Here is a 23,934-nt window from a genome sequence, read left to right on the forward strand (position 1 = left end):
GGCGTGGTCCCCGGCATCGGGGACCACGCCGGAGGAGGGCCGGGCGACCGGTGCTGCGGCGGCTGCCCGCTCGGCGGCCCGGGCGGGGCGGCCGGTCCCCACGGCTGTCCCCAGGGCAGGCCCGGCGGCGGGCCCGCCTGCGAGTCGCCGTGACCGGGAGTCCACCGGTCCTCGTTCGACGGCAGGACAACACCCTCACGCGCCTCGTCGCCCTGTCGGCTGTGCGTCGTCACCGGGACCCCTCGTTCGCCTGACTACCAAAACACGACCGCGAATTCGTCGGCTCACGCTACCCGGTCATCAGAACGGTCGACCATGCCCACGGAAGGGCCGCACGCTCTCCCCACCATCGGCCGGGACGAAACCTCACCATCCCCTCTTCCGCCCCCTCACCCACTCCCTCCCGTCAAGCCGCCGGCTCCAGCCGCTGCGCGAACTCCCTGACCACGGCCTCCTCCCGGTGGGGCTCCAGCCGCGCCCGGAAGTCCTCCAGGTACTCCGAACCCCGCTGTGAGCGGAGCCCGTTCAGCAACTCCACCGCCTGCGCGCCGGTATGGCAGGCGTGTTCCAGCTCACGCTGCTGGAGCCGCGCGGCGGCGAGCAGCAGCAGGTCTATCGCCCGCCGCCGCGCACGCCGCTCCGGATGGCCCGACAGTGCCTCCTCGGCACGGCGCTGGGCGGGGGTGGGCTGGTTCAGGTCCCGGTGGCAGTGGGCGAGTTCGTCGGCCAGGTAGGCGGCGTCGAAGTGGCCGATCCACTCCGGGTCGTCGCCCGCGTCCGTCGCCGACTCCGCCCGGTCGAAGGCCGCCAGAGCCCGCCCCGCGGCGAGCTGGCAGGTGCGGGCGTCGCCCATCAGCGCGTGGCCGCGTGCCTCCGCGGCGTGGAACATCGCCTGCGTCCGCGGGGTCACCCGGCCTCTCGTGCCCTCCTGGGCAGCTCTGGCGAGCTGGGCTATCTCCCGGGGGGTGCCCAGCGAGGCCGCCAGGTGGCTCATGCCCGCGGCCAGCACATAGCCGCCGTACGCGCGGTCGTCCGCGGCCTGGGCCAGCCGCAGCGCCTGGATGTAGTACCGCTGGGCCAGGCCGGGCCGGCCGGTGTCCACGGCCATGTAACCCGCCAGTTCGGTCAGCCGGGCGACCGCGGCGAACAGCTCGCGCCCCACCGCCTCCGTGTAGGAGCCCGCCAACAGCCCGGAGACCACGCTGTCGAGGTAGTGGACGACCACCAGCCGCACATGGCCGCTGCCGTAGCGGTGGTCCAGTTCCGACAGGGCCGCGGTGGCCTCCCGTACGGCCGCGACGTCCGATGCGCCCACCCTCGGACCGGTGCGCCGCTCCACCTCGGCGTCCGGGGCGGAGATGAGCCAGTCGCGGCTGGGCTCGACCAGCGCGGAGAACGCCCCCGACCGCACGGCGAGCAGATCGCGGCGCCCCACGTCGCTGCGCCACAGCTCGCTCGCCTGCTCGACGGCACCGGAGACGGTGGGCGCGAACCGGAGGCCGACCCCGGCGGCCATGTTCCGGCCGCCCGCCATTCCGATCTCCTCGACCGTCACCGTCCGGCCGAGCTTGCGCCCCAGCGCCTCGGCGATGACCACCGGCGCCCGGCCGCGCGGCTGCTGGCCGCGCAGCCAGCGGGCGACGGATGTCTTGTCGTAGCGCAGGTCGAGCCCCTGTTCCACGCCGCACATGTTGACGCGGCGGGCCAGTCCGGCGTTGGAACAGCCTGCCTCCTGGATAAGTGCCTGCAGCCGTTCGTTCGGCTGCCGTGCGACCAGCGGCCTCGCGGCCATTCGGTCCCCTCCCTCTGCGTGTCCCTCTGTTGTGCTGCCTGTCCTGACCGCGCCGTCCGTCCCGACCGCGCCGTCCGTTGTGACCGCTCTCACGAGTACTCCGCCTGCTCCGGGTGCGCCGGACGCCTCGAGCGCTCCGACCGCACCACCGGGCGCATATGCCAAGATTTCCGGCGTCGCGCCGCACAGGGAACTACCCATCCGGGACCGTCCACCCATGCACGCGCCCCCGCCCGTGCACCCGTGCGCCCTCGCGTGCCGGAACGGCACCCCGAACGAATCGCTCCCCAGGCCGTAACCCTTCGTCACGAAACAAGTTGTGATCATCGTGAAGGAGCCCATGAACATCACAACGGCGACAACCGCGGCCACGCCCGTACCCGCGGGTCCGATGGTCGAGTACGCGGTGCGCTGCACGAGGGAACGGCTGTGGGACGTGTTCCCCGGCGCATGGCTCGAGGTCGAGAGGGGCATACCGCGCTGCTCGTGCGGCGCGGCGGACTGCGGGGCGCCCGGCGCGCACCCCACGCGCCCCGACTGGGCGGCACAGGCCACGTCCGGCGCCACGGCCGTGCGCCGGATGTGGGCCGACCGGCCCCGGGCGTCGGTGCTGCTGCCGACCGGGCGGGCCTTCGACGCGATCGAGGTGCCCGAGACGACGGGCTGCCTGGCACTGGCCCGCATGGAGCGCATGGGTGTGGCGGTCGGTCCGGTCACCGGCACCCCGAAGGGACGGATGCTCTTCTTCGTCCAGCCCGGCGGCGCGTCCAGGATGCCCGATCTGGTACGGAGGCTGGGCTGGTCCCCGGGCGCCCTCGACCTGACCGTGCGGGGCGACGGCGACTGGGTGGCGGCTCCGCCGACCCGGGTGGGCGCCCGCGGCGCGGTGCTGTGGGTGCGGCAGCCGGCGGACACCGGCCACCGGCTGCCCGAGGCCGAGGAGATCGTCCGGCCACTGGCGTACGCCTGTGGCCGCGACGCCGCCGCGACACGCGTGCGCTGACCGCCCCGGGCACGGCCGGGAACGGCGGGGGCAGCGGAGCGGGAACGGCAGGCGGAACACGTCCGGCGGCCGGACCGTCCGGCCGCCGCTCAGGCCGGGAGCGCGCCCTGGAGGAAGGGCTCGACGGCCTGCCGCCACTGCTCCGGCTGGTCGCAGTGGACGAGGTGGCCCGCGTCGGCGATCTCCGCGTAGGCGCCCTGGGGCAGCACCCGGACCATCTCCTGGGCCTCGGCGCGCCCGAGCTCGCCGTCGACACCGCGGACCACCAGGGCCGGGCAGCGCACCAGGGCCAGCTCCTCCCAGTACGCCTCACAAGCCCACGCCTGGCGGATCATCAGCACCTGGCGGCGCGAGAACACCGGTCGCCAGCCGTCCATCCGCTCGGCCATCACCTCGGCGAAGAACTCGCCGCGCGAGGGGTACGGGCGCTCCAGGAGAGGGTCCTCCTCGCCGAACCATCCGCGGACGTCCGCGAGCGTGGCGAAGGGCACCGGCCAGGTCGCGAGCCACTGCTCCCAGTCGCGCTGGGAGCGCTTGCCCAGTGCCGAGGCCCGCATGTCGCAGATCACCACGGCGCGGACCAGGTCGGGTCGCTTGGCGGCGAGCTGCCAGGCCGTCAGCGCGCCCATCCCGTGTCCGACGAGCGCCACGGGCGCCAGGCCGAGCTGCTCGATGACGGCCTCGGCGTCGGCGACGTACGCGTCGCGGCCGAACGGGCCGTCGGTCGGCTTGTCGCTGCGGCCGTGTCCGCGCTGGTCCAGGCAGACGGCGCGGTAACGCCCGGAGAGCCGACGAGCGGTGGGGGCCCAGTGCGAGCCGCGGCCCATCAGGCCGTGCAGCAGCAGCACGCCCGGAGCCTGCCCGTCGCCCTCCGGCAGCGCGCCCTCGGGCGGGTCGGCGAACTCCCAGGCCGCGAGCCGCAGACCGCCCGCTCCCCTGACGTTGATGCGTCGAACCATGCGTCCTGGCACCCCCATCCCTCCTGTCCGCGTCGTCCGATTGCCTCGTCGTCTACCGGCCTCACGCTATCGAACTTTCATTCGAACAAGCCCATCTGAACTGCAAAACCCTTCTTTTGAGTGACCCTCAGCGAGTGTCTTCCGGCCGGGCCGAGGGGAGACAGCTATAGGGAGGCGGGCCACTCGGGGTCAGGGGCCCGCGGGGGGAGGCGGGGTCCCGGCGGCTGGCGACGGCGCCAGGACCCCGCTGGTGCGACACTCCCATGGACGGCTCCCCTTCCGTCTTCCCACCCCTGCACGTCACCGAAAGCGTGCCACGACACCGCCCCCGCCGCTCGCGTTCCGCGCAACCCCGGCCGTCCGGAAGACCGCGCGGGCCTCCCGGACGGCCGTCCGGACCGCCCTCAGCGCCTGGCGACGAAGACGTGCGTGGCGACCGCGGCGGTCAGCTCCGCGGCCTCGCCTCCGCTGCCGACCTGCACCCCGCCGCCCGCTCCCGGCGTCACGCTGACCACGGCGCCCGGCTGCACACCGGCCCGTCGCAGCGTGTACATCAGCTGGGCGTCCGTCTGGATCGGCTCGCCGATCCGGCGCACCACGACCGTCTTGCCGTCCGAGCCGGCGTCCAGGTCCGACAGACTCACCATGTCGTCGCTCAGGAACGGCCCGGCCTCCGAGGGCTCGCCCAGCTCCTCCAGGCCCGGGATCGGGTTTCCGTAGGGGGACTCGGTGGGATGCCGCAGCAGCTCCAGCACACGGCGCTCGACGGCCTCGCTCATCACGTGCTCCCAGCGGCACGCCTCCGCGTGCACCTGCTCCCACTCCAGGCCGATCACGTCGACCAGGAGACACTCGGCCAGCCGGTGCTTGCGCATCACGCGCGTGGCCAGCCGCCGCCCCTCCTCGGTCAGCTCCAGGTGCCGGTCGCCGGCCACCCGGACCAGTCCGTCGCGCTCCATGCGGGCCACCGTCTGGCTCACCGTCGGGCCGCTCTGGTCGAGCCGCTCGGCGATGCGGGCACGCATGGGGACCACGCCCTCCTCCTCCAGCTCCAAGATGGTGCGGAGATACATCTCCGTGGTGTCGATGAGTCCGGACATCGTGCCCCTCGTCAGCTCGTGCGGTGGCCCTGGAGACCAATTCTGACGCATGGGGCCGACAATCGTTCCCGGTCCGCCGGGCCCGGCCGTACGCCGCCCGGAAGCACCGCGTGTTGACAGCACACCGATCCAGACCTCACCGTGATCACGGCGTCACGGGGCGTTCCGCGGCGCGGGGCGGAGCGTTCACCGGGGCCTGCGGCCGGGTGTGCGCCGGGACCGTACGACGGCGGCACACGACGGGAGGCCGGGACGATGGGCGGGGCGGCGGACGAGACGACGGGCGGTGCGCCGGACGGGAGCGGGCCCGCCGAGCGGTTCATCGACGCGGCCGTCGGCCTGCTGGAACGGGTCCGGGAGGAGGAGGCCGGCAGCATCTCGGCGGCCGGAGCGCTGATCGCCGACGCCTTCGCCGACGGCGGCCGCGTCTTCGCCTTCGGCGCGGGCCACTCCTCCCTGCCGGCCCAGGACGTGGTCTACCGGGCGGGCGGCCTCGCCGTGCTGAACCTCCTGCCCGTGCCCGGCGCGGTCGGCGTCGACGTCGTGCCCGCGACACTGGGCAGCTCGCTGGAGCGGGTGGAGGGACTGGCCTCGGCCGTGCTGGAGACCTCCCCCGCGCGGGCCGGCGACGTACTGGTGGTGATCTCCCTGTCGGGGCGCAACGCGCTACCGGTGGAGATGGCCACCCGCGCCCGGGAGCTCGGCCTGAGGGTGATCGGCGTGACCTCGGTGGCGTACGCACGGAACACCGCGCCGCGCAACCCCTCGGGCACCTTCCTGGGGGACCACTGCGACATCGTCGTCGACAGCAAGATCGCGGTGGGCGACGCCGAGCTGACGGCGGAGGGCGTCGGCGCCCCCTTCGCCCCCGCCTCGACGGTGGTGACCTGCGCGATCATGCAGGCCGTCGTCGCCTCGGCCGCGGGTGCGCTGGCCGCCCGCGGCATCACCCCTCCCCTACTGCGCTCGGGGAACGTGGACGGCGGCCACGAGTGGAACGCCGGGGTGATGGCCGAGCACGCCGACCGGATCTTCTACCTGCGCTGACGGACCCGGCGGGTACCCGGCCGAGGGGTCAGTCCCGCGACAGGGCTCGGGCGAGGTCGACCGCGGCGGCGACGCGGTCCGCGACGCCCTCCGCGTGGACCGCGTCCGAGCGGTCGAAGGCGCGCCGGCTCGCCCCCCGCAGGAAGGTGAGTACGCCCAGGGTCCGGCCGCGGCTGCGCAGGACCACGCACAGCGCGTGCACCGTGCCCTCCGGCCACCTGCGGGCGCGCGCCCACCCCTGCGCCCCCGCGCCGCCCACGCTGGTGCGCACCGGGCCGCAGCGCTCGTACGCCTGGAGCGCCGGGTGGTCGCGCGCGTAGGGGACCGGGACGCCCGTCGTCGTGGTGCAGGGGGCCGGGGCCTCGGCCGCGCGCACCAGGCGGACCGGCGAGCAGTCCGCCGCCAGGTCCAGCAGCGCGTGCTCGGCGAAACCCGCCAGCGCGAAGTCCAGGTGGACGGTCGCCGCCTCCATCGGGTCCTCGCACTCGGCCGCGGCCCGCGCCGCCCGGTGGGCCTGGTTGCCCCGGAAACGGAACCGCGCCGCCTCCTGCTCGGCCCGCCTGGCATCCGTGACATCCATGAAGAACCACGCCACGCCCAGCGGCACCGGCGTCTCCTCCGCCATCGGCGAGACCAGCCGCAGGAAGCCGCTGCGCCAGCAGCGCCGCGTGTCCGAGGCGGGCCCGCCCTCCTGCTCGGGCCCCCGCCCCCCGGCCTGGGCGCGCAGCGTCACCCACAGCTCCGCCGGCGCCGGTGGCGGGCCCTCCGCCAGTACGTGCTGCAGGGCGCTCTCCAGCTCCTCCACGCCCTCGCCCACCAGCTCGCCCAGCGGCCGCCCCAGCATGGCCGTGCGGCCGACGCGCAGCGCGCGGGCGGCATGGAGGTTGGCGACGGCCGGGCGCAGGTCGGCGTCCACCAGGACCACCCCCCACGAGGCCCCCTCGAACAGGGCCTCGCTCAGGGCGATCGACCGCTCCAGGTCGATCTGCGTGCGCACCTCGCCGAACGCGCAGTACACGCCGGCCGGCCGGCCGTCCGCGCCGCGCACCCCGGAGCACTGCACCCGCACCAGCACCCGTCCGCCGTCCTTGCGCACCAGCGCGAACTCGCGGACCCGACGTCCCGGCGCGGCCATCGCGGCCATCAGCCACTCCTGGACGTCCTCGGCGTCGGCGGTGCGGACCGCCCATCCCGCCAGCCCCCGCCGGCCGACGGCCTCCTGCCCGGTCCAGCCCAGGACGCGTTCGGCCTCGCGGTTCCAGTGGGTGACGACGCCGTCGGCGTCGAAGGCGCACAGGGCGGCGTCCATGCCGTCCAGGAGGGCCGTGAGCAGCAGCTCGCCTCCGGAGCCGGCGGACCGCGGCGGGGCGGCTCCTCCCGCGGGGCCGCCGCGGGCGTCGCCGCCGTCACCGGCACCGTATTCGAAGTGGGTCTCGGACCGAGCCGTCACCTGGCACCCCCAGCTGGACGCTGCGCGCAACTGCACTCCCGATCATTGAACTCGAACGTGACGCAGCGCACATGTGATTCACGCAAATCGTTGTCCCCTCGAAATTCGCTTGTCCGTGCCCATGCCGCCGCTTACCGTTTGGAGTACACGAGAAGGGAGGTGGTTCGGCAGATGAGTTGCGACCGGACGCGTGAGGTGGCTGCGGCCTAGGAGGCCGACGTCACAGCGTGATGCCGGCACCGCCGGCCAATCCCGAGCAGTCACCCGACCCGCGGGCTGTCGGTACGTCCGACCGACCCCCTCACGCCGCACGGCGCGACCGGGGCCAGGCCCGCGGGTCGTCCGCGTCCTCGGAATCTCCGGGGCCTCGCGCTCCCGGAGCCCCCCGGGCCGGGGCCGTCAGGGGCTGAGACGCTCGACCGTCCAGACCGCCTCCGCACCCGGCTCCCCGGAGTCCCGGCGGACGTAGCGCAGACGGTCGTGGAGGCGGTTCTCGCGGCCCTGCCAGAACTCCACCGTCCGCGCCACCACCCGGTAGCCGCCCCAGTGCGGCGGGACCGGGACCCGCTCCGTCTCCGGGTAGCGGTCCGCGAGCTGCGCGTACGCGCGGTCCAGCTCCTCCCGGGAGGCTGCCTTCGAGGACTGGTCGCTGGCCCACGCCCCGAGCTGCGAGCCGTGCGGGCGGGTGCGGAAGTAGGCGGCCGTCTCGTCGCGGCCGGTGCGCTCCGCCCGGCCGGAGACGATCACCTGGCGGGCGACGGCGTGCCATGGGAAGAGCAGCGACACGTACGGGTTGGCGTCGATCTCGCGGCCCTTGCGCGAGTCGTAGTTGGTGTAGAAGACGAAGCCGCGCTCGTCGAACTGCTTGAGCAGCACCGTGCGCGAGCTGGGCCGCCCCCGCTCATCGGCCGTCGAGACGACCATCGCGTTCGGCTCGTGGAGCCCGCCGGCCGCCGCCTCCTCGAACCAGCGCAGGAACTGCCCGTACGGGTCGGCGGCGAGGTCCTCCTCCCCGATTCCTTCCGCCCGGTAGTGGGCCCGCATCGCGGCGGGGTCCAGGTGCGGGTGGTGGGCTAGGGCTTCGCGGGCTGCTTCGTCGGCTTGGGGCACGTGTTCATCTTGCAACACGTGCGGCGCACGGCATCGGGCGGTGGCGGGCGAGTTTGCCCACCCTTCGGGGCGTGTACACCTGGGGACGGGGAAGCGGGGGGTGTGCCGCATCTCACCCTTCCCCGCACCTGCCGGACCGGACAGAATCGCTGGCTGGGCGACTGTGGCCTCCGCACAGCGCGGGTTACCGTGTCCGACCAGCCACTGCCCGGTCACCACCGGCAGTCCGACAGCAGCAGGGCAGGACCGGGTACCGGCCCGGACCGCCAGCCCCCTCGGCGGCGGAACCGCTCGGGTACGCCCGCGAAGAGCCGACCGGCCCCCCGGGGCGCCCGCCGTCCTCCCGCCGAACCACATACGAGGAGCCGCCAGATGTCCGACTTCGTGCCCGGACTCGAGGGAGTCGTCGCGTTCGAGACGGAGATCGCCGAACCCGACAAGGAGGGCGGCGCCCTCCGCTACCGGGGTGTGGACATCGAGGACCTGGTGGGCCACGTCTCCTTCGAGAACGTGTGGGGCCTGCTGGTGGACGGTGGTTTCACCCCCGGTCTGCCCCCGGCCGAGCCCTTCCCCATCCCGGTCCACTCGGGTGACATCCGGGTGGACGTGCAGTCCGCGCTGGCGATGCTCGCGCCCGTGTGGGGCCTGCGCCCGCTGCTGGACATCGACGAGCGGCAGGCCCGCGACGACCTGGCGCGGGCCGCGGTGATGGCGCTGTCCTACGTCGCCCAGTCGGCACGCGGCCAGGGTCTGCCGATGGTGCCGCAGCGGGAGATCGACAAGGCCGAGACCGTCGTGGAGCGCTTCATGCGGCGCTGGCGGGGCGAGCCCGACCCCAAGCACGTCGCGGCCGTGGACGCCTACTGGACGTCGGCCGCCGAGCACGGCATGAACGCCTCCACCTTCACCGCCCGCGTCATCGCCTCCACCGGCGCGGACGTGGCGGCGGCGCTGTCGGGAGCGGTCGGCGCGATGTCCGGCCCGCTGCACGGCGGCGCGCCCTCGCGCGTGCTGGGCATGATCGAGGAGATCGAGCGGACCGGGGACGCCCGGGCGTACGTGAAGGGTGCCCTGGACCGCGGCGAGCGCCTGATGGGCTTCGGCCACCGCGTCTACCGCGCCGAGGACCCGCGCGCCCGTGTGCTGCGCCGTACCGCCAGGGAGCTGGGCGCACCGCGCTTCGAGGTCGCCGAGGCGCTGGAGAAGGCGGCGCTGGAGGAACTGCACAACCGGCGTCCGGACCGGGTGCTGGCCACCAACGTGGAGTTCTGGGCGGCGATCGTGCTGGACTTCGCCGAGGTCCCGTCGCACATGTTCACCTCGATGTTCAGCTGCGCCCGCACCGCCGGCTGGTCGGCGCACGTCCTGGAGCAGAAGCGCACCGGCCGCCTGGTGCGCCCCTCCGCGCGCTACGTGGGCCCGGGCCCGCGCGGTGTGCGGGAGATCGAGGGCTACGACGAGATCACCGGCTGAGGCCCGGGCCGCACGCCCGTACCCGCGGAGGCGGACGGCCTCCCCCCGCCGGGAGGGGCGGGAGGAGGCCGTCGGGCACCGGACCGGCCCGGCTGGACGCCCGGTCGCGCACGGGGACCTCGACGTACGAGGGGCCGTCCGCGGGCGAGGAGAGGGCGAGCCCCGCGCCGAACGGCGCGTGGGTGACCAGCTTGCCCACCCCCGAGCGCGTTGACGTTCGTGGAGGTGGGCGACGAAGGTGCCGCTCGGACTTCCAGCCCGCGGAGTGCCGGCCGGGCACCACCACCGGGTGAACGGCGACCGGTTCCGTCCGCGGCACGGGCGCCGCCGTCTCACCGCTCCGGCCGCTCCTCCCGCCGTTCTTCCCCCTCCGGCCCGTCCAGCGCCTCGGCCAGCACCTCCGCCAGGTGGCGGGCGCGGTATCCGCCGAGCTGGGCGAGCTGGGTGCGGCAGGAGTAGCCGTCGGCCAGCAGCTCCGTGCCCGGCCCGGCGCCGCGCACCGCCGGCAGCAGCTTCTCCTCCGCACAGGCGGCGGAGACCTCGAAGTGCCCCTTCTCGAAGCCGAAGTTGCCCGCCAGCCCGCAGCAGCCGTCGCTGAGCCCGCCGGTCAGCCCGGCCTTCTCCCGCAGCCGTCGCTCCGCCGCGTCGCCCAGCACCGCGTGCTGGTGGCAGTGGGTCTGGCCGGCCACCGGGCGGTCGATCCGCGGTGGATTCCAGTCGGGGGCGCACTCCTCCAGGGCCTGGGCGAAGGTGCGCACCGAGGCGGCCAGCCGCTTGGCGCGCGGGTCGTCCGGCAGCAGCTCGGGAGCGTCGGTGCGCAGCGCCGCCGCGCACGGCGGTTCCAGGACGACCACCGGAACCCCCGCCTCCAGCACGGGCTCCAGCCGCTCCAGGGTGCGGCGCAGCACACGGCGCGCGCCGTCGAGCTGTCCGGTGGAGATCCAGGTCAGGCCGCAACATACCCGGTCCGCCCCCGGCGGCGGGACCACATCCAGCCCGGCCGCCTCCAGCACCCGTACGGCGGCGGTGCCCGCCTCGGGGGAGAGGTGGTTGGTGAAGGTGTCCGGCCACAGCACGACCCGCCGGCCGCCGCGCACAGGACGCGCGGGGCGCCTCTGACGGTACGCACGCCACCGGCGCGTGAAGGGGGCGCGCGGCAGCGGCGGGATCTCCCGCTCCGGGGCGATCCCGCCCAGCCGCTTGGCCAGGGCCGCCGCCGGGGTGCGGGCCAGGGCGTTGAGCAGCGGCGCGGTACGGGTGGCGGCCACCGCCCGCAGCCACAGCGGCAGCAGCCCCATCGAGTAGTGGGCCATGGGACGGCGGCGGCCCGCGTAGTGGTGGTGCAGGAACTCCGCCTTGTAGGTGGCCATGTCCACCCCCACCGGGCAGTCGCCGCGGCAGCCCTTGCACGACAGGCACAGGTCCAGCGCCTCGCGGACCTCCTCCGACCGCCAGCCGTCGGTGACCACCTCGCCCGCGAGCATCTCGTGCAGCAGCCGCGCCCGGCCGCGTGTGGAGTGCCTCTCCTCGCCCGTCGCCCGGTAGGAGGGGCACATCACACCCGGACTCCCGGCCGGATTGCGGCACTTGGCCACCCCCACACAGCGCCGCACCGCAGCCGAGAAGTCGCCGCCGTCCTCCGGGTAGCCGTAGACGACGGGCAGCGGTTCGCGCGGCAGCGACGCGAACCGCAGATTCTCGTCCAGGCGGTGGGGGCGCACCAGCATGCCGGGGTTGAGGCCGCCGTCGGGATCCCACAGGTCCTTGAAGCGACCGAACAGCTCCACCGTCTCCCGCCCGTACATCCGCGGCAGCAGTTCGGCGCGCGCCTGCCCGTCACCGTGCTCGCCCGACAGCGAGCCGCCGTGCGCGACCACCAGGTCGGCCAGGTCGCCGGAGAAGCGGCGGAAACGGGCGATGCCCTCCTCGCCGATCAGGTCGAAGTCGACGCGCACATGGATGCAGCCGTCGCCGAAGTGGCCGTACGGCAGCCCGCGCAGCCCGTGTTCGGCCAGCAGCGCGCGGAAGTCCCGCAGGTAAGCGCCCAGTCGGGCGGGCGGGACCGCGCAGTCCTCCCAGCCCGGCCACGCCTCGCTGCCGTCGGGCATGCGGGTGGCGGTGCCCGAGGCGTCCTCCCGTACCCGCCACAGGGCGCGTTGCCCGGCCGGGTCAGCGACCAGGGTGTGGTCGGCCGCCTCCCCGGCCACCGCCCGGCACAGCCGCCCGGCCGCCGCCCGTGCCCCGTCCGCGTCCGCGCCGCCGACCTCGACGAACAGCCACGCCCCGCCCCGGGGCAGCATCGCCCGCTCGGTCTCGGGCACCAGATCGCTCGCCATCCCCTCCACCGTCAGCGGGTGGTGCGGAAGCAGGGTGACGGCCGCCTCGGCCGCCGCGCTCTCGTCCGCGTAGCCCAGTACCGCCAGCACCCGCGCGCCGGGCCGCTCCACCAGCCTCACCGTGGCGGCCGTGAGCACCCCGAGGGTGCCCTCGCTGCCGGTGAACGCCCGCGCCCAGTCCTCGCCGCGCTCGGGCAGCAGCGCGTCCAGGGCGTAACCGGAGATACGGCGCGGCAGTTCGGGGAAGCCGGTGCGCAACCGGGCGAGTTCCCCGCCCACCAGCGCCCGCGCCCCGGCGCGCAGCCGCTCGGGCACGCCGTCCCCGCCAGGCGCGAGCCGGGCCCGCTCGCCGCCGTAGGTGAGCACCTCCAGCTCCCGGACGTTGTCGGCGGTCGTGCCCCAGGCCACCGAGTGGGAGCCGCAGGAGTTGTTGCCGATCATCCCGCCGAGCGTGCAGCGGCTGTGGGTGGAGGGGTCGGGACCGAAGGTCAGCCCGTGGGCGCCGGCCGCTCGGCACAGGTCGTCCAGGACCACGCCCGGCTGGACGACGGCGGTGCGCGCCCCGGGGTCGAGCGAGAGGACCGCGTCCATGTGGCGGGTGAAGTCAAGCACCACCCCCGTGCCCGTCGCCTGCCCGGCGATGGACGTGCCCCCGCCGCGCGGCACCACCGGCACCCCCGTCTCCCGGCACACCGCCAGCGCCGCCGCCACGTCGCCGGCGTCGCGCGGCGCGACCACGGCCAGCGGCACCCGCCGGTAGTTGGAGGCGTCCATCGTCACCAGCGCACGGGAGCCCGCGTCGTCGGCCACCTCCCCCCGTACGGCCGCCCGCAGCGCCCGCACCACCTCCCGCGCCCGCTCGCGCTCCTCCGCCTGCGCCGTGCGCTCCAGCGCCGTGCGCGCCTGCCGCCGTGCCGCCCTCGCCGCGTCGTCACCCATGGGCAACAGCGTGCATCCCGACCGGCCCCGTCCGCACCAGTCGCCCCCCGGTGTGTCCCGCCGCGTGTCCCACGGCGTGTCCACGGCGCGTCTCGCGGGGTGGACGCCTCACGGAACACAGGGCGGCCACGCACTACCCTTCGGTTCGTGGCCGATCTCCAGATTCCCGCAGACATCAAGCCCGCCGACGGACGATTCGGTTCGGGCCCGTCCAAGGTGCGGACGGAGGCGCTGAGCGCCCTGGCCGCCACCGGTACGTCCCTGCTGGGCACCTCACACCGCCAGGCTCCGGTCAAGGACCTGGTCGGCAGGGTGCGCGAGGGAGTGAAGGAACTCCTCGGCCTCCCGGAGGGCTACGAGGTCGTCCTGGGCAACGGCGGCTCCACCGCCTTCTGGGACATCGCGACCCACGGCCTGATCGAGTCGAAGTCCCAGCACCTGTCCTTCGGCGAGTTCTCCTCGAAGTTCGCCAAGGCCGCGAAGCTCGCCCCCTGGCTGGCCGAGCCGACCGTCATCTCCTCCGACCCCGGCTCCCACCCGCGGCCGGAGGCCGAGGCGGGCGTGGACGTGTACGCCCTCACCCACAACGAGACCTCCACCGGCGTCGCCATGCCGATCAGGCGGGTAGAGGGCGCGGACGAGGGCGCCCTGGTGCTGGTGGACGCCACCTCCGGCGCGGGCGGCCTGCCGGTGGACATCGCCGAGACGGATGTCTACTACTTCGCACCGCAGAAGTCGTTCGCCGCGGACGGCGGCCTGTGGCTGGCCGTGTTCTCCCCGGCCGCGCTGGAGCGGGCCGAGCGGATCGCCGCGACCGACCGGCACATCCCGGCGTTCTTCGACCTGCCCACCGCGATCGACAACTCGCGCAAGAACCAGACGTACAACACCCCGGCCGTCGCCACCCTCTTCCTGCTGGCCGACCAGCTGGAGTGGATCAACGGCCGGGGCGGTCTGGACTGGGCCACCTCCCGCACCGCCGACTCCTCCTCGCGGCTGTACGGCTGGGCGGAGAAGTCCGAGATCGCCACGCCCTTCGTGGCCGACCCGGCCCAGCGCTCCCAGGTCGTCGGCACCATCGACTTCGCCGAGGGCGTGGACGCCGCCGCGATCGCCAAGGTGCTGCGCGCGGGCGGCATCGTGGACACCGAGCCGTACCGCAAGCTGGGCCGCAACCAGCTGCGGGTGGCGATGTTCCCGGCCGTGGAGCCGGCGGACGTCGAGGCCCTGACGGCCTGCGTGGACTACGTCGCCGAGCGCCTCTGAGCCGTACGGCGGCCCGCACACCCGGCCGACGGCCGCCGCCCCCGTCCCCCGCGGGAAGCGGGCCTTCGGCTGTGCCGGCGGCCTGACCCCCGCGCACTGCCCCGAAGGACCTCACACGGTGCTCTTCGACGACATGCGCGAGCTCCCGGCGCTCCTCGCGGAATGAGGAGGGGCCGTCGCGGGCCGGCAAGCGGTCCCCTTCCGGGAGCCCGGGTCCCGATCCCGTTTCCGCCCGGTCCCGGTGAGGTACCCGGCGGCTCATGAGCACTCCGGGGACCGGGCTGAGTCTGTTCGCCGGCGAGCGGCGCGTCTGGCTGGCCACGTACGACCGCGAGGGCGTGCCGGTGGGCACGGCCACGGCGATCGCCGTGGAGGGCGACCGCGCCTACGTGCGCGCCCACGGCCGGTCGGGTACCGCCGGACGGCTGCGCCGCCGCCTTGAGGCGGAGATCTCCCCCGCCACCCTGGGCGGCACCCCGGCGGGCGCGCCGATGAAGGTGGACGTGCGGCGGCTGTCGGGCCGCGAGGCCCGGCACGCGGCCGGGCGCCTGGCCCGCGAGCATCCCGCGCGGGGCGTGCTGGTGCCGCTGGGCCACCGGCTGATGCTCGACCGGTCGCTGCTGTACGAGCTGCACCCGGTGGGCGAGCGGTGAGAGCTGCGGGGGCCGGCGGCGGGCACGGCCTCGCTCCCGGGCGGGGTGCCCGGCGAGAGGTCAGGACGCGCCGCCGCCGCGCCGCTTCGAGCGGCGCAGGGCGAGGAGGAGGACGGCGCCCGCGGCGAGGGCGAGGACGAGTCCGGTGGTGTTCCCCTCTCCCCCGTCGTCCCCGTCCTCCTCCGCCCCGCCGTCGCCGGCTCCGCTGCCGTCACCGGCCCCTTCGCCACCGGTCCGCTCCGGCTTCTCCTCCCCCGCGCTCTCGGGGAGCTGCTCCTCGGTCAGGGGCATCGGCCGTACGGGACCGCGCTCGCCCTCCGTGCCGTACAGCAGGGTCCGGCCGTCCGGTGTGAAGGTCACCGACTCGCCCTGGCGCTGCACCGGCACCGTCAGCCGTCCCAGCTCGCGCGGTGCGCCGTCCTCCCAGGCGTACATGGTCCCGCCGAAGTAGCCGCGCACCGCCAGCCGGGTGCCGTCCGGGGAGAAGGCGGCGTCGGTGGCCCACAGGCCGATGTCCGCGACGCGGGTGAAGACGGCGGCGCCGGAGGCCGGGAGTTTCTCCGGCCCGGCGTACAGGGCGCCGCCGTCCCTGTGCTTGCTGACGATGTACACCCGCCCGGTGACGGGGTGGACGGCCAGCGACTCGGCGTCACGCGGGCCGTCGGCGTAGCGCACGGTGTGGCGGGTGGCCTCGACGGCCCGGTCTGCCAGGCTCCCGGGCTCGGCGAAGCGGTAGATCCACACCTCGGGCCACCGGCCGCCGAAGTTGTCACCGATGTCGCCGACGTACACGTGGCCGTCCGGGCCGACGGAGACGGCCTCGACGTCGCGCGGGGCGATGCCGGTCAGGGTGACGGTGGCGACCGTCTCGCCGGTGCGGCCGTCGATCGCGTAGACGTACGGCCCGTCGTCGCTGTCGTTGTGCGTCCAGTACACGCCGGGGTGGGCGCGGCTGGCCGCCAGGCCGCTGGACTCGGTGATCCGCTCGTCCTCGATCGTGAAGCCGTCGTTGGCGGGGCCGGCCGCCGTCGCTCCGGCCGTCCCCGCCGCCGTCCCCGCCGCCGGCACCGCTGCCGCAACCACCGCCGCGCCCAGGGCGCGCACAAGCCTCCGCATGGCGACAAGCCTGCCACTGTCCCGGGCGGAAGCCGGACGGCGGGACCCACCGCCGCGGTCCGGCCGCCCCGGACGCGTGCGGTGCCCGGCGCTACGCTGGCGGGATGAGTGAGGACGTGCCGGCGTGGGACGCGCTGGCCGGGCAGGTCGCCGGGCTGACACAGCGGGTCTCCGAGCTTGAGGAGCGGCTGGGAAGCGGTGCGGAGGGACCGGAGGACGGGGAGGAGCCGGGCGACGCCTGCCTCGTGCTGCCGCAGCTCCGGGACCTCCTGCGGGACGCGGCGCACGGCGGGGTGCTGTTCGCCGGATCCGTGACCGGCCCGGGCGGGGAGCGCGTGGAGTGGGAGCGGTCGGCCGCCACGGACTCGCTGCTGGGCTCCGACTGGCCGGAGCTGGCGAACACGCTGGGCGCGCTGGGGCAGCCCGTCCGGCTGCGGCTGCTCCAGGCGCTGCTGGAGGGGCGGACGGCGGTGGCCGAACTCATGGAGCTGGACGGGCTCGGCACGACCGGCCAGGTCTACCACCACCTGCGACAGCTCGTCTCCGCCGGCTGGCTGGAGACGGCGGGCCGCGGGCGTTACCAGGTCCCGCCGACCCGGCTCGTGCCGCTGCTCATCGTGATCACCGCGGCCCGCCACTAGGTCGTGTTTGGGAAGTAGGTGCTGGTCAGGCACGATCTGGTCCTCGTGGCTCGTGGTGACCTGACCGACCAGCAGTGGGATGTCCTGCAGGAGCACCTGCCGGCTTCTTCCTCGGGCCGTCCGGCGGCCCACCGTCGCCGGCAGATCGACGCGATCCGGCACCGCGTCCGTACCGGGACCCCGTGGCGAGACCTGCCCGAACGCTATGGGCCCTGGCAGTCCGCCTACTGGCTGTTTCGGTCCTGGCAGCGCGAGGGGACCTGGGCCCGCCTGGTCGCCGCGCTGCAGACCCGAGCCGACGGGCTCGGGAGGATCGTGTGGGACTTGAACGTGGACTCCACCGCCACCCGGGCCCACCAGCACGCGGCTGGGGCCCACAGGAACGGGGCCGAGCAGAAGCAACCACCCGGTGTCCTAGCCCGGGATGGGGCTTTTGTTCCCGAGCCCGAGCACCACGGGCTGGGCAGGTCTCGGGGAGGGTTCACCACGAAGATTCATGCTGCTGCCGAGCAGGGTCAGAAGATCATGGCCCTGCTCGTCACCCCAGGGCAGTGGGCCGACCCCCCACAGTTGGAGCCCGTCCTGGAACGCGTCCAGGTGGCAGGGCCCGGCGGGACCGGTCGGCCGCGCACGAGGCCGGGCCGAGTACGCGCCGGCAGGGCCCACTCGGCCGGTTATCACCGCGACTACCTGCGCAGGCGGGGCATCCGGGCCACGATCCCGGAGAAGAAGGATCAGGCCGCCCACCGCATCGCCCGCGGTTCGAAGGGTGGGCGGCCGCTGAAGACCGACTGGGGCGACTACAAGCAGCGACACGCGATCGAGTGCGCGTTCAACCGGCTCAAGCAGAACCGGGCGGTGGCTACCCGGTATGACAAGCTCGCCTGCCGTTACGAGGCCACCGTCCTGGTCGCGGTCATGGGGCACTGGCTGCGCGAGGTTCTCGTTTGACGACTTCTGGTACTGCTCGGTGCATTTTGCGCATCGACGGCGACCAGGCGGTGCGATGAGCGCATGAGAAGCGGTTATGGGGCCGAGGCCTGGGACGGGCGGCACCTGGACGTCCCGGACGGGCAGGCCCTGACGGGCCCGCCCGAAGGGATGGGGCCGGGGCGTTCGTCGTGCCGGGCCCTGACGTTCTTGAGCAGGGGTGGCCCTCAATCACCCGCACTGCTGATGGCTTCCCGGCCGAGCACGGTGACGAGGTTGCCGGACAGGCAGGCAAGATCCTCTGCCCGGACGCTGCGGGCCTGGATCAGTGCCCGATAACCCTTGGCTTCCGCCGAACCGCCCCTCCTAGACTACAGCCCGTGATCGACCCAGGAATCAAAGGCAAAACGGTGCTGGTCACCGGCGGAGCGATGAACATCGGTGCTGCGATCTCGCGAGCGTTCGCAGCACAGGGTGCACGAGTGGCAGTGCACTATGTCGACGGGGCGGTCACCGGTTCCATGGAGCACGCGCATGCGACCCGTGAGGAGGTGGAGGCGTTCGCGGCCTCGCTGCCGGGCGCGGTCGCCGTCGAGGCGGACTTCCTGCTGCCTGGAGCAGCCGGGAGGCTGCTGGACCAAGTGGAGGAGAAGCTCGGGCCGGTGGACGTGCTGGTCAACAACGCCGCGCACGCCGAGGAGGCCGACGCTTTCGCCACTCTGGGCCAGGAGGGCGTGGAGCGCACTTTCCAGGTCAACGTCACCGCCCCGATCATGTTCTTGGCAGAATTCTCGCGTCGGATCCCGGCGGACGCGGCCAAGGGATCGCGGTGCGTGGTCAACATCTCGACCGACACGGCCCGAGGCTTTCCCGGCCAGGTCGCCTATGGTGCCTCGAAGGCCGCGCTGGAGTCCCTGACGCGCGGGGCGGCTCTGGACCTGGGACCGGTGATGCGGGTGAACGCGATCGCTCCGGGGCCGGTGCAGACGGGATGGATGGACGAGGACCTGATCGCAGCGGTGGAGCCCTCGATCCCACTGGGCCGGGTCGGAGACCCCACGGACATCGCTGACGCTGCGGTCTTCCTGGCCTCGCACCAGGCCCGGTGGATCACCGGGCAGATCATCCAGGTCGCTGGCGGGCACTGGCTCTGAGTACTAATAGATCGCAAGTCTTGATGAGTTAACTCGATGTCATGCGGTTTCCAAACACGACCTAGCCGGGCAGGTCCCGGCACTCCTCCCTCCACCGTTCGGCGGGCCGGTCGCGGTACTCCAGGCGGAAGAGGTCCCAGTAGCGGCCGTCGGTGCGCTGGACGAGGTCGAGCACCCGGATCGGCGCGGCGGGGTGCGGGCGTGTCAACAGCAGCGCCTGGCCGCCGTCGCCGTTGACGGTCACCGGATGCCGGTAGCGGGCCCCGCCCGCGGGTTTGCTGCCGTGTGCGATCAGCACGTGGTCGAGGGACGGATCGGCGGCCAGCAGGCCACGCGCGGCGAGCAGGGCCGGGGTGACGGACACGCAGCCGAGGCCGCCGACCGTGAAGGTCGTCGCCGCGTCGGCGCCCAGCGCGTGCTGGAGTCTCGTCGCGTCCGAGCTGATCAGAGTCTCCGGGGCGCGCGGCTCGATCACGATGAGCGCCCCGAGGGACGCGGCCGGCAGCCCCGCGCGGTCCGGTGCGGCGCGGGCGGCGCGCTCGGCGAGGTCGTAGGAGGTCAGGCTGTCGTCCGCCAGGACTGTGTCGATGCCGAGGTTGAGGCAGGTGAGGCGGTCCGCCTCGGCCAGACCGGTCAGCTCGGGGAGTTCGGCGACGGTTTGCGTGCGGTCCGGCAGGTGCCGCCCGACCGCTTCGACCGCGACGGGTGCCGCGGTGTGGAACGTGACTTCGGCGCTCATGTGCGCTCCAACCCGTTCAAGGCTCGGACAGCGGAACGCTATCGCCTTCTATGTGATTACGTAAGTACATAATTTCAGGTTCGGGGCGGGGCCCGGTCTGGAATGCTGGGTCCCGCCCACCAGCCCCCACATGGAAGGCACCCATGTTGCAGAAGCTCTGGAAGCGCCACGGCCCGGTGATGGCCGCGGGCGCCGTGTGCATCCTCGTCAACGGTCAGGGCATCGGACCGCTGTGGCTCACCGGGATCGCCCTGCTGGGAACCGGCATGCTGATGCGGTGGGCGATGACCCGCGCGCAGCGCCCGCCGCGCGACGAGGTGCCGCCGGTGGCCCTCAAAGTCCCCGTGGAGGGCCGCTGGACGGCGCGCAACGGGCCCGCCACCAAGGTCCCCAGCCACGCCCACAACCTCGCGCAGACCTACGCCATCGACATGGCGCGCAGGCCGGCGCCGGAGCCCGTGTGGTTCTGGCCGGCGGCGCGGCGCCCCGAGTCCTACCCGTCCTTCGGCGAACCGCTGTTCGCCCCGGCGGACGGCAGGGTGGTGGCCGCCGCCGACGGGCAGCGGGACCACCTGTCGCGCTCCTCACTGGCCGGACTGTTCTACGTGCTCGCGGAGGGCTTCGTCCGCTCCTTCGGCCTCCCCCGCCACCTGCTGGGCAACCATCTCGTCCTCGACCTCGGCGACGGGGTGTACGCGGTCCTCGCCCACCTGCGGCGCGGCTCGCTGAAGGTGGCCGTGGGCGACCGGGTGACGGCCGGCCGCCCGTTGGCCGAGTGCGGCAACTCGGGCAACTCCTCCGAGCCCCACCTGCACTTCCAGCTCATGGACGGCCCCGACATCACCTCGGCCCGCGGACTGCGCTTCACCTGGCACTACCGGGACGACGAAGGCCAAGAGCACCGGGGGGTGCCCGAGGACAACACCCACTTCACCCCGGTGCGGGCCGCAGCGGCCGGCCGGACGGACCCCTACGCCGCGCCGTAGCCGGGCTCGAGCACGAAGCAGACCCGCCGGACGCGGCCGTCGGGGGCGAACTCGCCGAAGGCGAAGACCTCCTGGCTCTTCTTCGGGTTACCCCCGCGGCTGGTGGTGTAGCGGACCGCGAAGCGGTCGCCCTCCCGCAGCGTCTCGTGCACCTCCACCGGGTAGCTGTGCTTCCGCTTCCGTCCGTCCTCCAGGGCCTTCAGCACACCGGAGCGCTGCATCACCTTCCCCCCGACCTGGTGCACCGCGTCCGGGGTGTGGAAACGGTCGTGGGCCTCGGCGGCCGGCACCGCCGGGTCGTACCCGGCGGCGTAGTAGGCCCGCAGGTAGTGGGCGGGGTCCTGGGCCGGCGTCGGTTCGGCCCCGTCGGCCGGCGGCGGCGCCGGGACGGTGCCCGGCGCGGGGCGGGCCGCGGCGTCGGACGGAGCGCTCCCGCCGTGCCCGGCCCAGCCCGGCCGGCTGGCGGAGAAGGCGTCGGAGCGGGCCACCCGCCCGTCCCCGGCCATCTCGGCGAACACGGCCGCGTCCGTGGCGCTCTGGAACTTCCACGCCATGGGCGTGCTGACGGTGTACCGGGCGGCGGCCCGGTCCCCCTCCACGACCAGCTCGTGGACGTACAGCTCGTACGGCGCGTCGAGGGAACGCCGGGAACGGAGGCTGCGCATGATCTTCTTCAGGTCCCAGGGCCGTCCGTTGACCCGGTGGGTGCCGTCGGGCAGGTGATAGCGCTCCCACACCTCCTCCACCGGATCGTTCCCGTCGATGGCGTCGGAGTGGTAGGCGCGGAGGTAGCCGACGAAGTCCTCCGCGGCGGTTGGGCGGTGCGTGGTGCTCATGACACTCTCCCGGTTCTCTCTGTGGGGATGGCACCGCCCCCGGGGCCCAGGGGCGGCACGGTGTTGACGCGGAACTCCCTGCGGAGGGCGGCCCGGGCCGCGTGGTGGCCGCACATGCCGTGCACGCTGGGACCGGGCGGTGTCGACGCGGAGCACAGGTACACCCCGGGCAGGGGAGTGCGGTACGGGTTCCAGGCGGGCACCGGCCGGAACACGGACTGCGCGAGCGTGATGGCACCCGCCCCGATGTCCCCGCCCGGATAGTTCGGGTTGTACGTCTCGTAGTCGGCCGCCGGCACCCCGCGCGCCGCGATGACCGTGTCGGAGAAGCCGGGCGCGTAGCGCTCGATGCGGCGGGTGATCAGCGGCACCGGGTCCCGGGTGTCGCCGTTGGGAACGTGCGCGTAGGCCCACACCGGGCGGCGGCCGCCCACGGCGCGGCCGGGGTCGGTCACGGCCGGGTCGACCAGCAGCACGAACGGCTCCTCGGTGGCCTCCCCCCGCGCGGCCGCGCGCTCCGCCGCGAGCATCTCGGCGCGGGTGCCGCCCAGGTGCACGGTTCCGGCCCGCCCCACCTCGGGATCGGCCCACGGGATGGGTTCACCGACCAGGAAGTCGGCCTTCGCGGCACCCGGGCCGTAGCCGAAGCGCTCCAGCGCCCGGCGGTAGCCCGGCGGCAGCCGGTCGCCGGCCAGCTCCAGCAGCCCGCGCGGTGTGGTGTCCAGCATGACCACCCGGGCGTCCGCCAGACGCGTCACGGCGCCCGGTCCGGTGAGGGCGTCCTTGATGAACGCGGTGGGGTTCACTTCTGCTCGTCCTCCTTCTCGGGCTTCCCCCGCCCGGCGGGGAGTCCCCCGGCCGGAGCCGCGGCGTCCGCCGGGGCCCGCGGCGTGCAGTGCTCCTCGACGAAGGCCGCCATCAGGTCCGCGGCGGTACGCGCGTGACGCGCGTCGGTCAGGATCGAGTCGTGCCCCGCGCGCTCCACGACGGTGACACCGCCGTACCGGCCGGCCGCCTGGTGGGAGCGGGCGATGTCGTGGTACATCAGCAGTTGTTCCGGATCGATGTCCACGGTCACCTGCGCGGCGATGACCAGGCCCGGGGCGGGCACCGGGTCCAGTTCCCCGTCGAAGGTCTCGAACTCCCGGCGAACCACCTCCCACTCCCGCCGCGCGGCCGTCCACAGCCGCGAGTCGGTGTAGAGGGAGAACACCTTCTCCCGGTAGGGGTAGGGCAGGTCGTCCACCCACCGGGGACGCGCCATCAGCGCACCGCAGCCCAGCCTCGTCCAGCGCGCCATCTCCTTCAGGGAGTCGGTGAACAGCTCGCTGCCCTTCTTCTGCTTGCCCGACCGCACGAGCTGCCCCGGGTGAGTGGGGTCGAGGTAGATCACACCGGCCAGCCGGTCGCCGAGCCGTTCCGCGGCCCGCCGGTTCAGGTCCGCGCCCAGCGAGTGCCCGACGAGCACCACCCTGCGGTCCTCCGGCAGGGCCTGGCGGATCAGGTCCTCCAGGTCGTCCACGGACTCCCGCAGGCTGTAGGCGGCCTCCTTCACCCGGCGGCTGGGACCGTAGCCGGCGCGGGAGTAGGTCACCACGGGCTGGCCGGAGTCGAACGCCAGCCGCTCGACCATCCACGCGAAGTGCTCGGAGGTCGAGGCAAGGCCGTGGTTGAAGACGAGGACCGGACGGTCGGCGATGTCACGGCCACCGGTGTCGTACTGCAGCACGTTGCCGCACCGGGTGGTGACGGTGCGGGACATCGGCCACCCGGAGACGGCCCGGGCGCGTCGCTGGGTGGCCAGCACGGCCGCTCCCGTGACGCCGCCGGCCAGCAGCACCAGCGCGGTCCTGACCATCCGGTCGTCCCGGCCGGCCACCGCCGGGAGAGTCCGCGGCGCGGTCGTGTAGGCGATCATGGGGTGCATCGCGGGGAAGGCGGTCATGAACCGGCCCAGTCCCATGACGAAGGCGTTGGCGACGTGGAAGCCGCCGGCCGCTCCGATCATCGGCCGGGTCAGCCGCCCGCCGGCCAGGTAGACGACCGGGAAGAGGCACTCCATCGCCAGGACCCCGTGCTGCAGGACCTTGCTGGAGCGGGGGTAGCGCCGGGTCAGCCGGTAGGCGCGCTCGAAGCCGTAGGTGCGGGTCCGCATCACGCCGGACAGGGCCGAGCCGTCCCGCCACTTGGTTCCCGCCAGCTTCGTCCAGCCGGACGCCGCGTAGTACTGCAACGACACTCCGTGACGTGATGTGCGTGCTCTCGTTGACGATGTCGTGCTGGAGGAAATAGCTGACGGCTGGTCAAATGTGTTCGGTGACTTCGTGGCTCGGTTCGCGGGCCGTTTCGGGCGAGTGGAGCCCCGACGGCGGATGGTGTCCTACCTGCGGGGACTGCTCAGTGA

The 23,934-nt window shown here is 74.0% G+C and carries 20 protein-coding genes; 9 read left to right on the plus strand and 11 right to left on the minus strand.

Translation table 11 applies throughout. The features are described 5' to 3' along the window. Positions 1-406 precede the first annotated feature (406 nt). Entirely contained in the window at positions 407-1,792 is a 1,386-nt protein-coding gene (locus LJ221_RS13680) for a transcriptional regulator (RefSeq protein ID WP_241716770.1), read from the minus strand. Positions 1,793-2,132: 340 nt separating this feature from the next. On the opposite strand from LJ221_RS13680, the gene LJ221_RS13685 reads away from it, so the two are divergent. Beyond that, positions 2,133-2,795, plus strand: coding sequence for a bifunctional DNA primase/polymerase (locus tag LJ221_RS13685; protein WP_241716772.1), 663 nt, complete (start codon positions 2,133-2,135; stop codon positions 2,793-2,795). Positions 2,796-2,884: 89 nt separating this feature from the next. Here LJ221_RS13685 and LJ221_RS13690 read toward each other — a convergent pair whose 3' ends face one another. After that, positions 2,885-3,754 (minus strand): alpha/beta fold hydrolase, encoded by an 870-nt coding sequence (locus LJ221_RS13690; RefSeq protein ID WP_241716774.1) that lies wholly within the window; start codon positions 3,752-3,754, stop codon positions 2,885-2,887. A 404-nt stretch (positions 3,755-4,158) separates the two neighbouring features. Continuing rightward, entirely contained in the window at positions 4,159-4,854 is a 696-nt protein-coding gene (locus LJ221_RS13695) for a metal-dependent transcriptional regulator (protein ID WP_241716775.1), read from the minus strand. Between the two features lie 255 nt (positions 4,855-5,109). Here LJ221_RS13695 and LJ221_RS13700 point away from each other — a divergent pair, with 255 nt between their 5' ends. Beyond that, positions 5,110-5,901 carry an SIS domain-containing protein gene (locus LJ221_RS13700; protein WP_241716777.1) on the plus strand — a complete coding sequence of 264 codons (792 nt, stop codon included), beginning with the start codon at positions 5,110-5,112 and terminating at the stop codon, positions 5,899-5,901. Between the two features lie 28 nt (positions 5,902-5,929). On the opposite strand, the gene LJ221_RS13705 is transcribed toward LJ221_RS13700, so the two are convergent. Together LJ221_RS13705 and pdxH are read right to left on the minus strand one after the other, a co-directional pair. After that, on the minus strand, positions 5,930-7,351 hold the full coding sequence (locus tag LJ221_RS13705; RefSeq protein WP_374228447.1) for a PAS domain-containing protein: 1,422 nt from the start codon (positions 7,349-7,351) through the stop codon (positions 5,930-5,932). Positions 7,352-7,750: 399 nt separating this feature from the next. Continuing rightward, on the minus strand, positions 7,751-8,395 hold the full coding sequence (gene pdxH / locus LJ221_RS13710; protein ID WP_241716801.1) for a pyridoxamine 5'-phosphate oxidase: 645 nt from the start codon (positions 8,393-8,395) through the stop codon (positions 7,751-7,753). Between the two features lie 438 nt (positions 8,396-8,833). Here pdxH and LJ221_RS13715 point away from each other — a divergent pair, with 438 nt between their 5' ends. Further along, positions 8,834-9,934 (plus strand): citrate synthase 2, encoded by a 1,101-nt coding sequence (locus tag LJ221_RS13715; RefSeq protein WP_241716781.1) that lies wholly within the window; start codon positions 8,834-8,836, stop codon positions 9,932-9,934. A 332-nt stretch (positions 9,935-10,266) separates the two neighbouring features. Here LJ221_RS13715 and LJ221_RS13720 read toward each other — a convergent pair whose 3' ends face one another. Further along, positions 10,267-13,209 carry an FAD-binding and (Fe-S)-binding domain-containing protein gene (locus LJ221_RS13720; protein WP_241716783.1) on the minus strand — a complete coding sequence of 981 codons (2,943 nt, stop codon included), beginning with the start codon at positions 13,207-13,209 and terminating at the stop codon, positions 10,267-10,269. Positions 13,210-13,356: 147 nt separating this feature from the next. On the opposite strand from LJ221_RS13720, the gene serC reads away from it, so the two are divergent. Together serC and LJ221_RS13735 are read left to right on the plus strand one after the other, a co-directional pair. Continuing rightward, positions 13,357-14,475, plus strand: coding sequence for a phosphoserine transaminase (gene serC / locus LJ221_RS13725; protein ID WP_241716785.1), 1,119 nt, complete (start codon positions 13,357-13,359; stop codon positions 14,473-14,475). A gap of 260 nt (positions 14,476-14,735) precedes the next feature. After that, positions 14,736-15,128 (plus strand): hypothetical protein, encoded by a 393-nt coding sequence (locus LJ221_RS13735; RefSeq protein WP_241716787.1) that lies wholly within the window; start codon positions 14,736-14,738, stop codon positions 15,126-15,128. Between the two features lie 60 nt (positions 15,129-15,188). Here LJ221_RS13735 and LJ221_RS13740 read toward each other — a convergent pair whose 3' ends face one another. Then, complete coding sequence (locus tag LJ221_RS13740; RefSeq protein ID WP_241716788.1) at positions 15,189-16,244, minus strand: esterase-like activity of phytase family protein; 1,056 nt, start codon at positions 16,242-16,244, stop codon at positions 15,189-15,191. A gap of 104 nt (positions 16,245-16,348) precedes the next feature. Between LJ221_RS13740 and LJ221_RS13745 the strand changes: the two genes are divergently transcribed. From LJ221_RS13745 to LJ221_RS13755, 3 genes are all read left to right on the plus strand, one after another. Next, positions 16,349-16,885 (plus strand): helix-turn-helix transcriptional regulator, encoded by a 537-nt coding sequence (locus LJ221_RS13745; protein ID WP_241716790.1) that lies wholly within the window; start codon positions 16,349-16,351, stop codon positions 16,883-16,885. 45 nt (positions 16,886-16,930) lie between these two features. Then, positions 16,931-17,836 (plus strand): IS5 family transposase, encoded by a 906-nt coding sequence (locus tag LJ221_RS13750; protein ID WP_241716802.1) that lies wholly within the window; start codon positions 16,931-16,933, stop codon positions 17,834-17,836. Between the two features lie 389 nt (positions 17,837-18,225). Next, positions 18,226-18,969: an SDR family oxidoreductase gene (locus tag LJ221_RS13755; RefSeq protein ID WP_308314781.1), complete on the plus strand. Its 744-nt coding sequence runs from the start codon at positions 18,226-18,228 to the stop codon at positions 18,967-18,969. Positions 18,970-19,030: 61 nt separating this feature from the next. Here the strand turns inward: LJ221_RS13755 and LJ221_RS13760 are convergent, their stop codons facing one another. Further along, positions 19,031-19,708, minus strand: coding sequence for a hypothetical protein (locus LJ221_RS13760; protein WP_241716792.1), 678 nt, complete (start codon positions 19,706-19,708; stop codon positions 19,031-19,033). Positions 19,709-19,851: 143 nt separating this feature from the next. On the opposite strand from LJ221_RS13760, the gene LJ221_RS13765 reads away from it, so the two are divergent. Beyond that, on the plus strand, positions 19,852-20,694 hold the full coding sequence (locus LJ221_RS13765; protein WP_241716794.1) for a M23 family metallopeptidase: 843 nt from the start codon (positions 19,852-19,854) through the stop codon (positions 20,692-20,694). On the opposite strand, the gene LJ221_RS13770 is transcribed toward LJ221_RS13765, so the two are convergent. Genes LJ221_RS13770 through LJ221_RS13780 form a run of 3 tightly spaced genes read right to left on the minus strand, consistent with a single transcriptional unit; the run spans position 20,679 to position 23,763 of the window. Continuing rightward, on the minus strand, positions 20,679-21,530 hold the full coding sequence (locus LJ221_RS13770) for a nuclear transport factor 2 family protein (protein ID WP_241716797.1): 852 nt from the start codon (positions 21,528-21,530) through the stop codon (positions 20,679-20,681). The genes LJ221_RS13765 and LJ221_RS13770 overlap by 16 nt on opposite strands. Beyond that, positions 21,527-22,336 carry a hypothetical protein gene (locus LJ221_RS13775; protein WP_308314780.1) on the minus strand — a complete coding sequence of 270 codons (810 nt, stop codon included), beginning with the start codon at positions 22,334-22,336 and terminating at the stop codon, positions 21,527-21,529. Before LJ221_RS13775 ends, LJ221_RS13770 begins: the two co-directional genes overlap by 4 nt. Further along, entirely contained in the window at positions 22,333-23,763 is a 1,431-nt protein-coding gene (locus LJ221_RS13780) for an alpha/beta fold hydrolase (RefSeq protein ID WP_241716799.1), read from the minus strand. The genes LJ221_RS13775 and LJ221_RS13780 overlap by 4 nt, the downstream gene beginning before the upstream one ends. Positions 23,764-23,934: the final 171 nt, after the last annotated feature.

The sequence above is a fragment of the Streptomyces sp. CNQ085 genome, from assembly GCF_022614595.1.
In the GTDB taxonomy this organism is placed as follows: Bacteria; Actinomycetota; Actinomycetes; order Streptomycetales; family Streptomycetaceae; genus Streptomyces.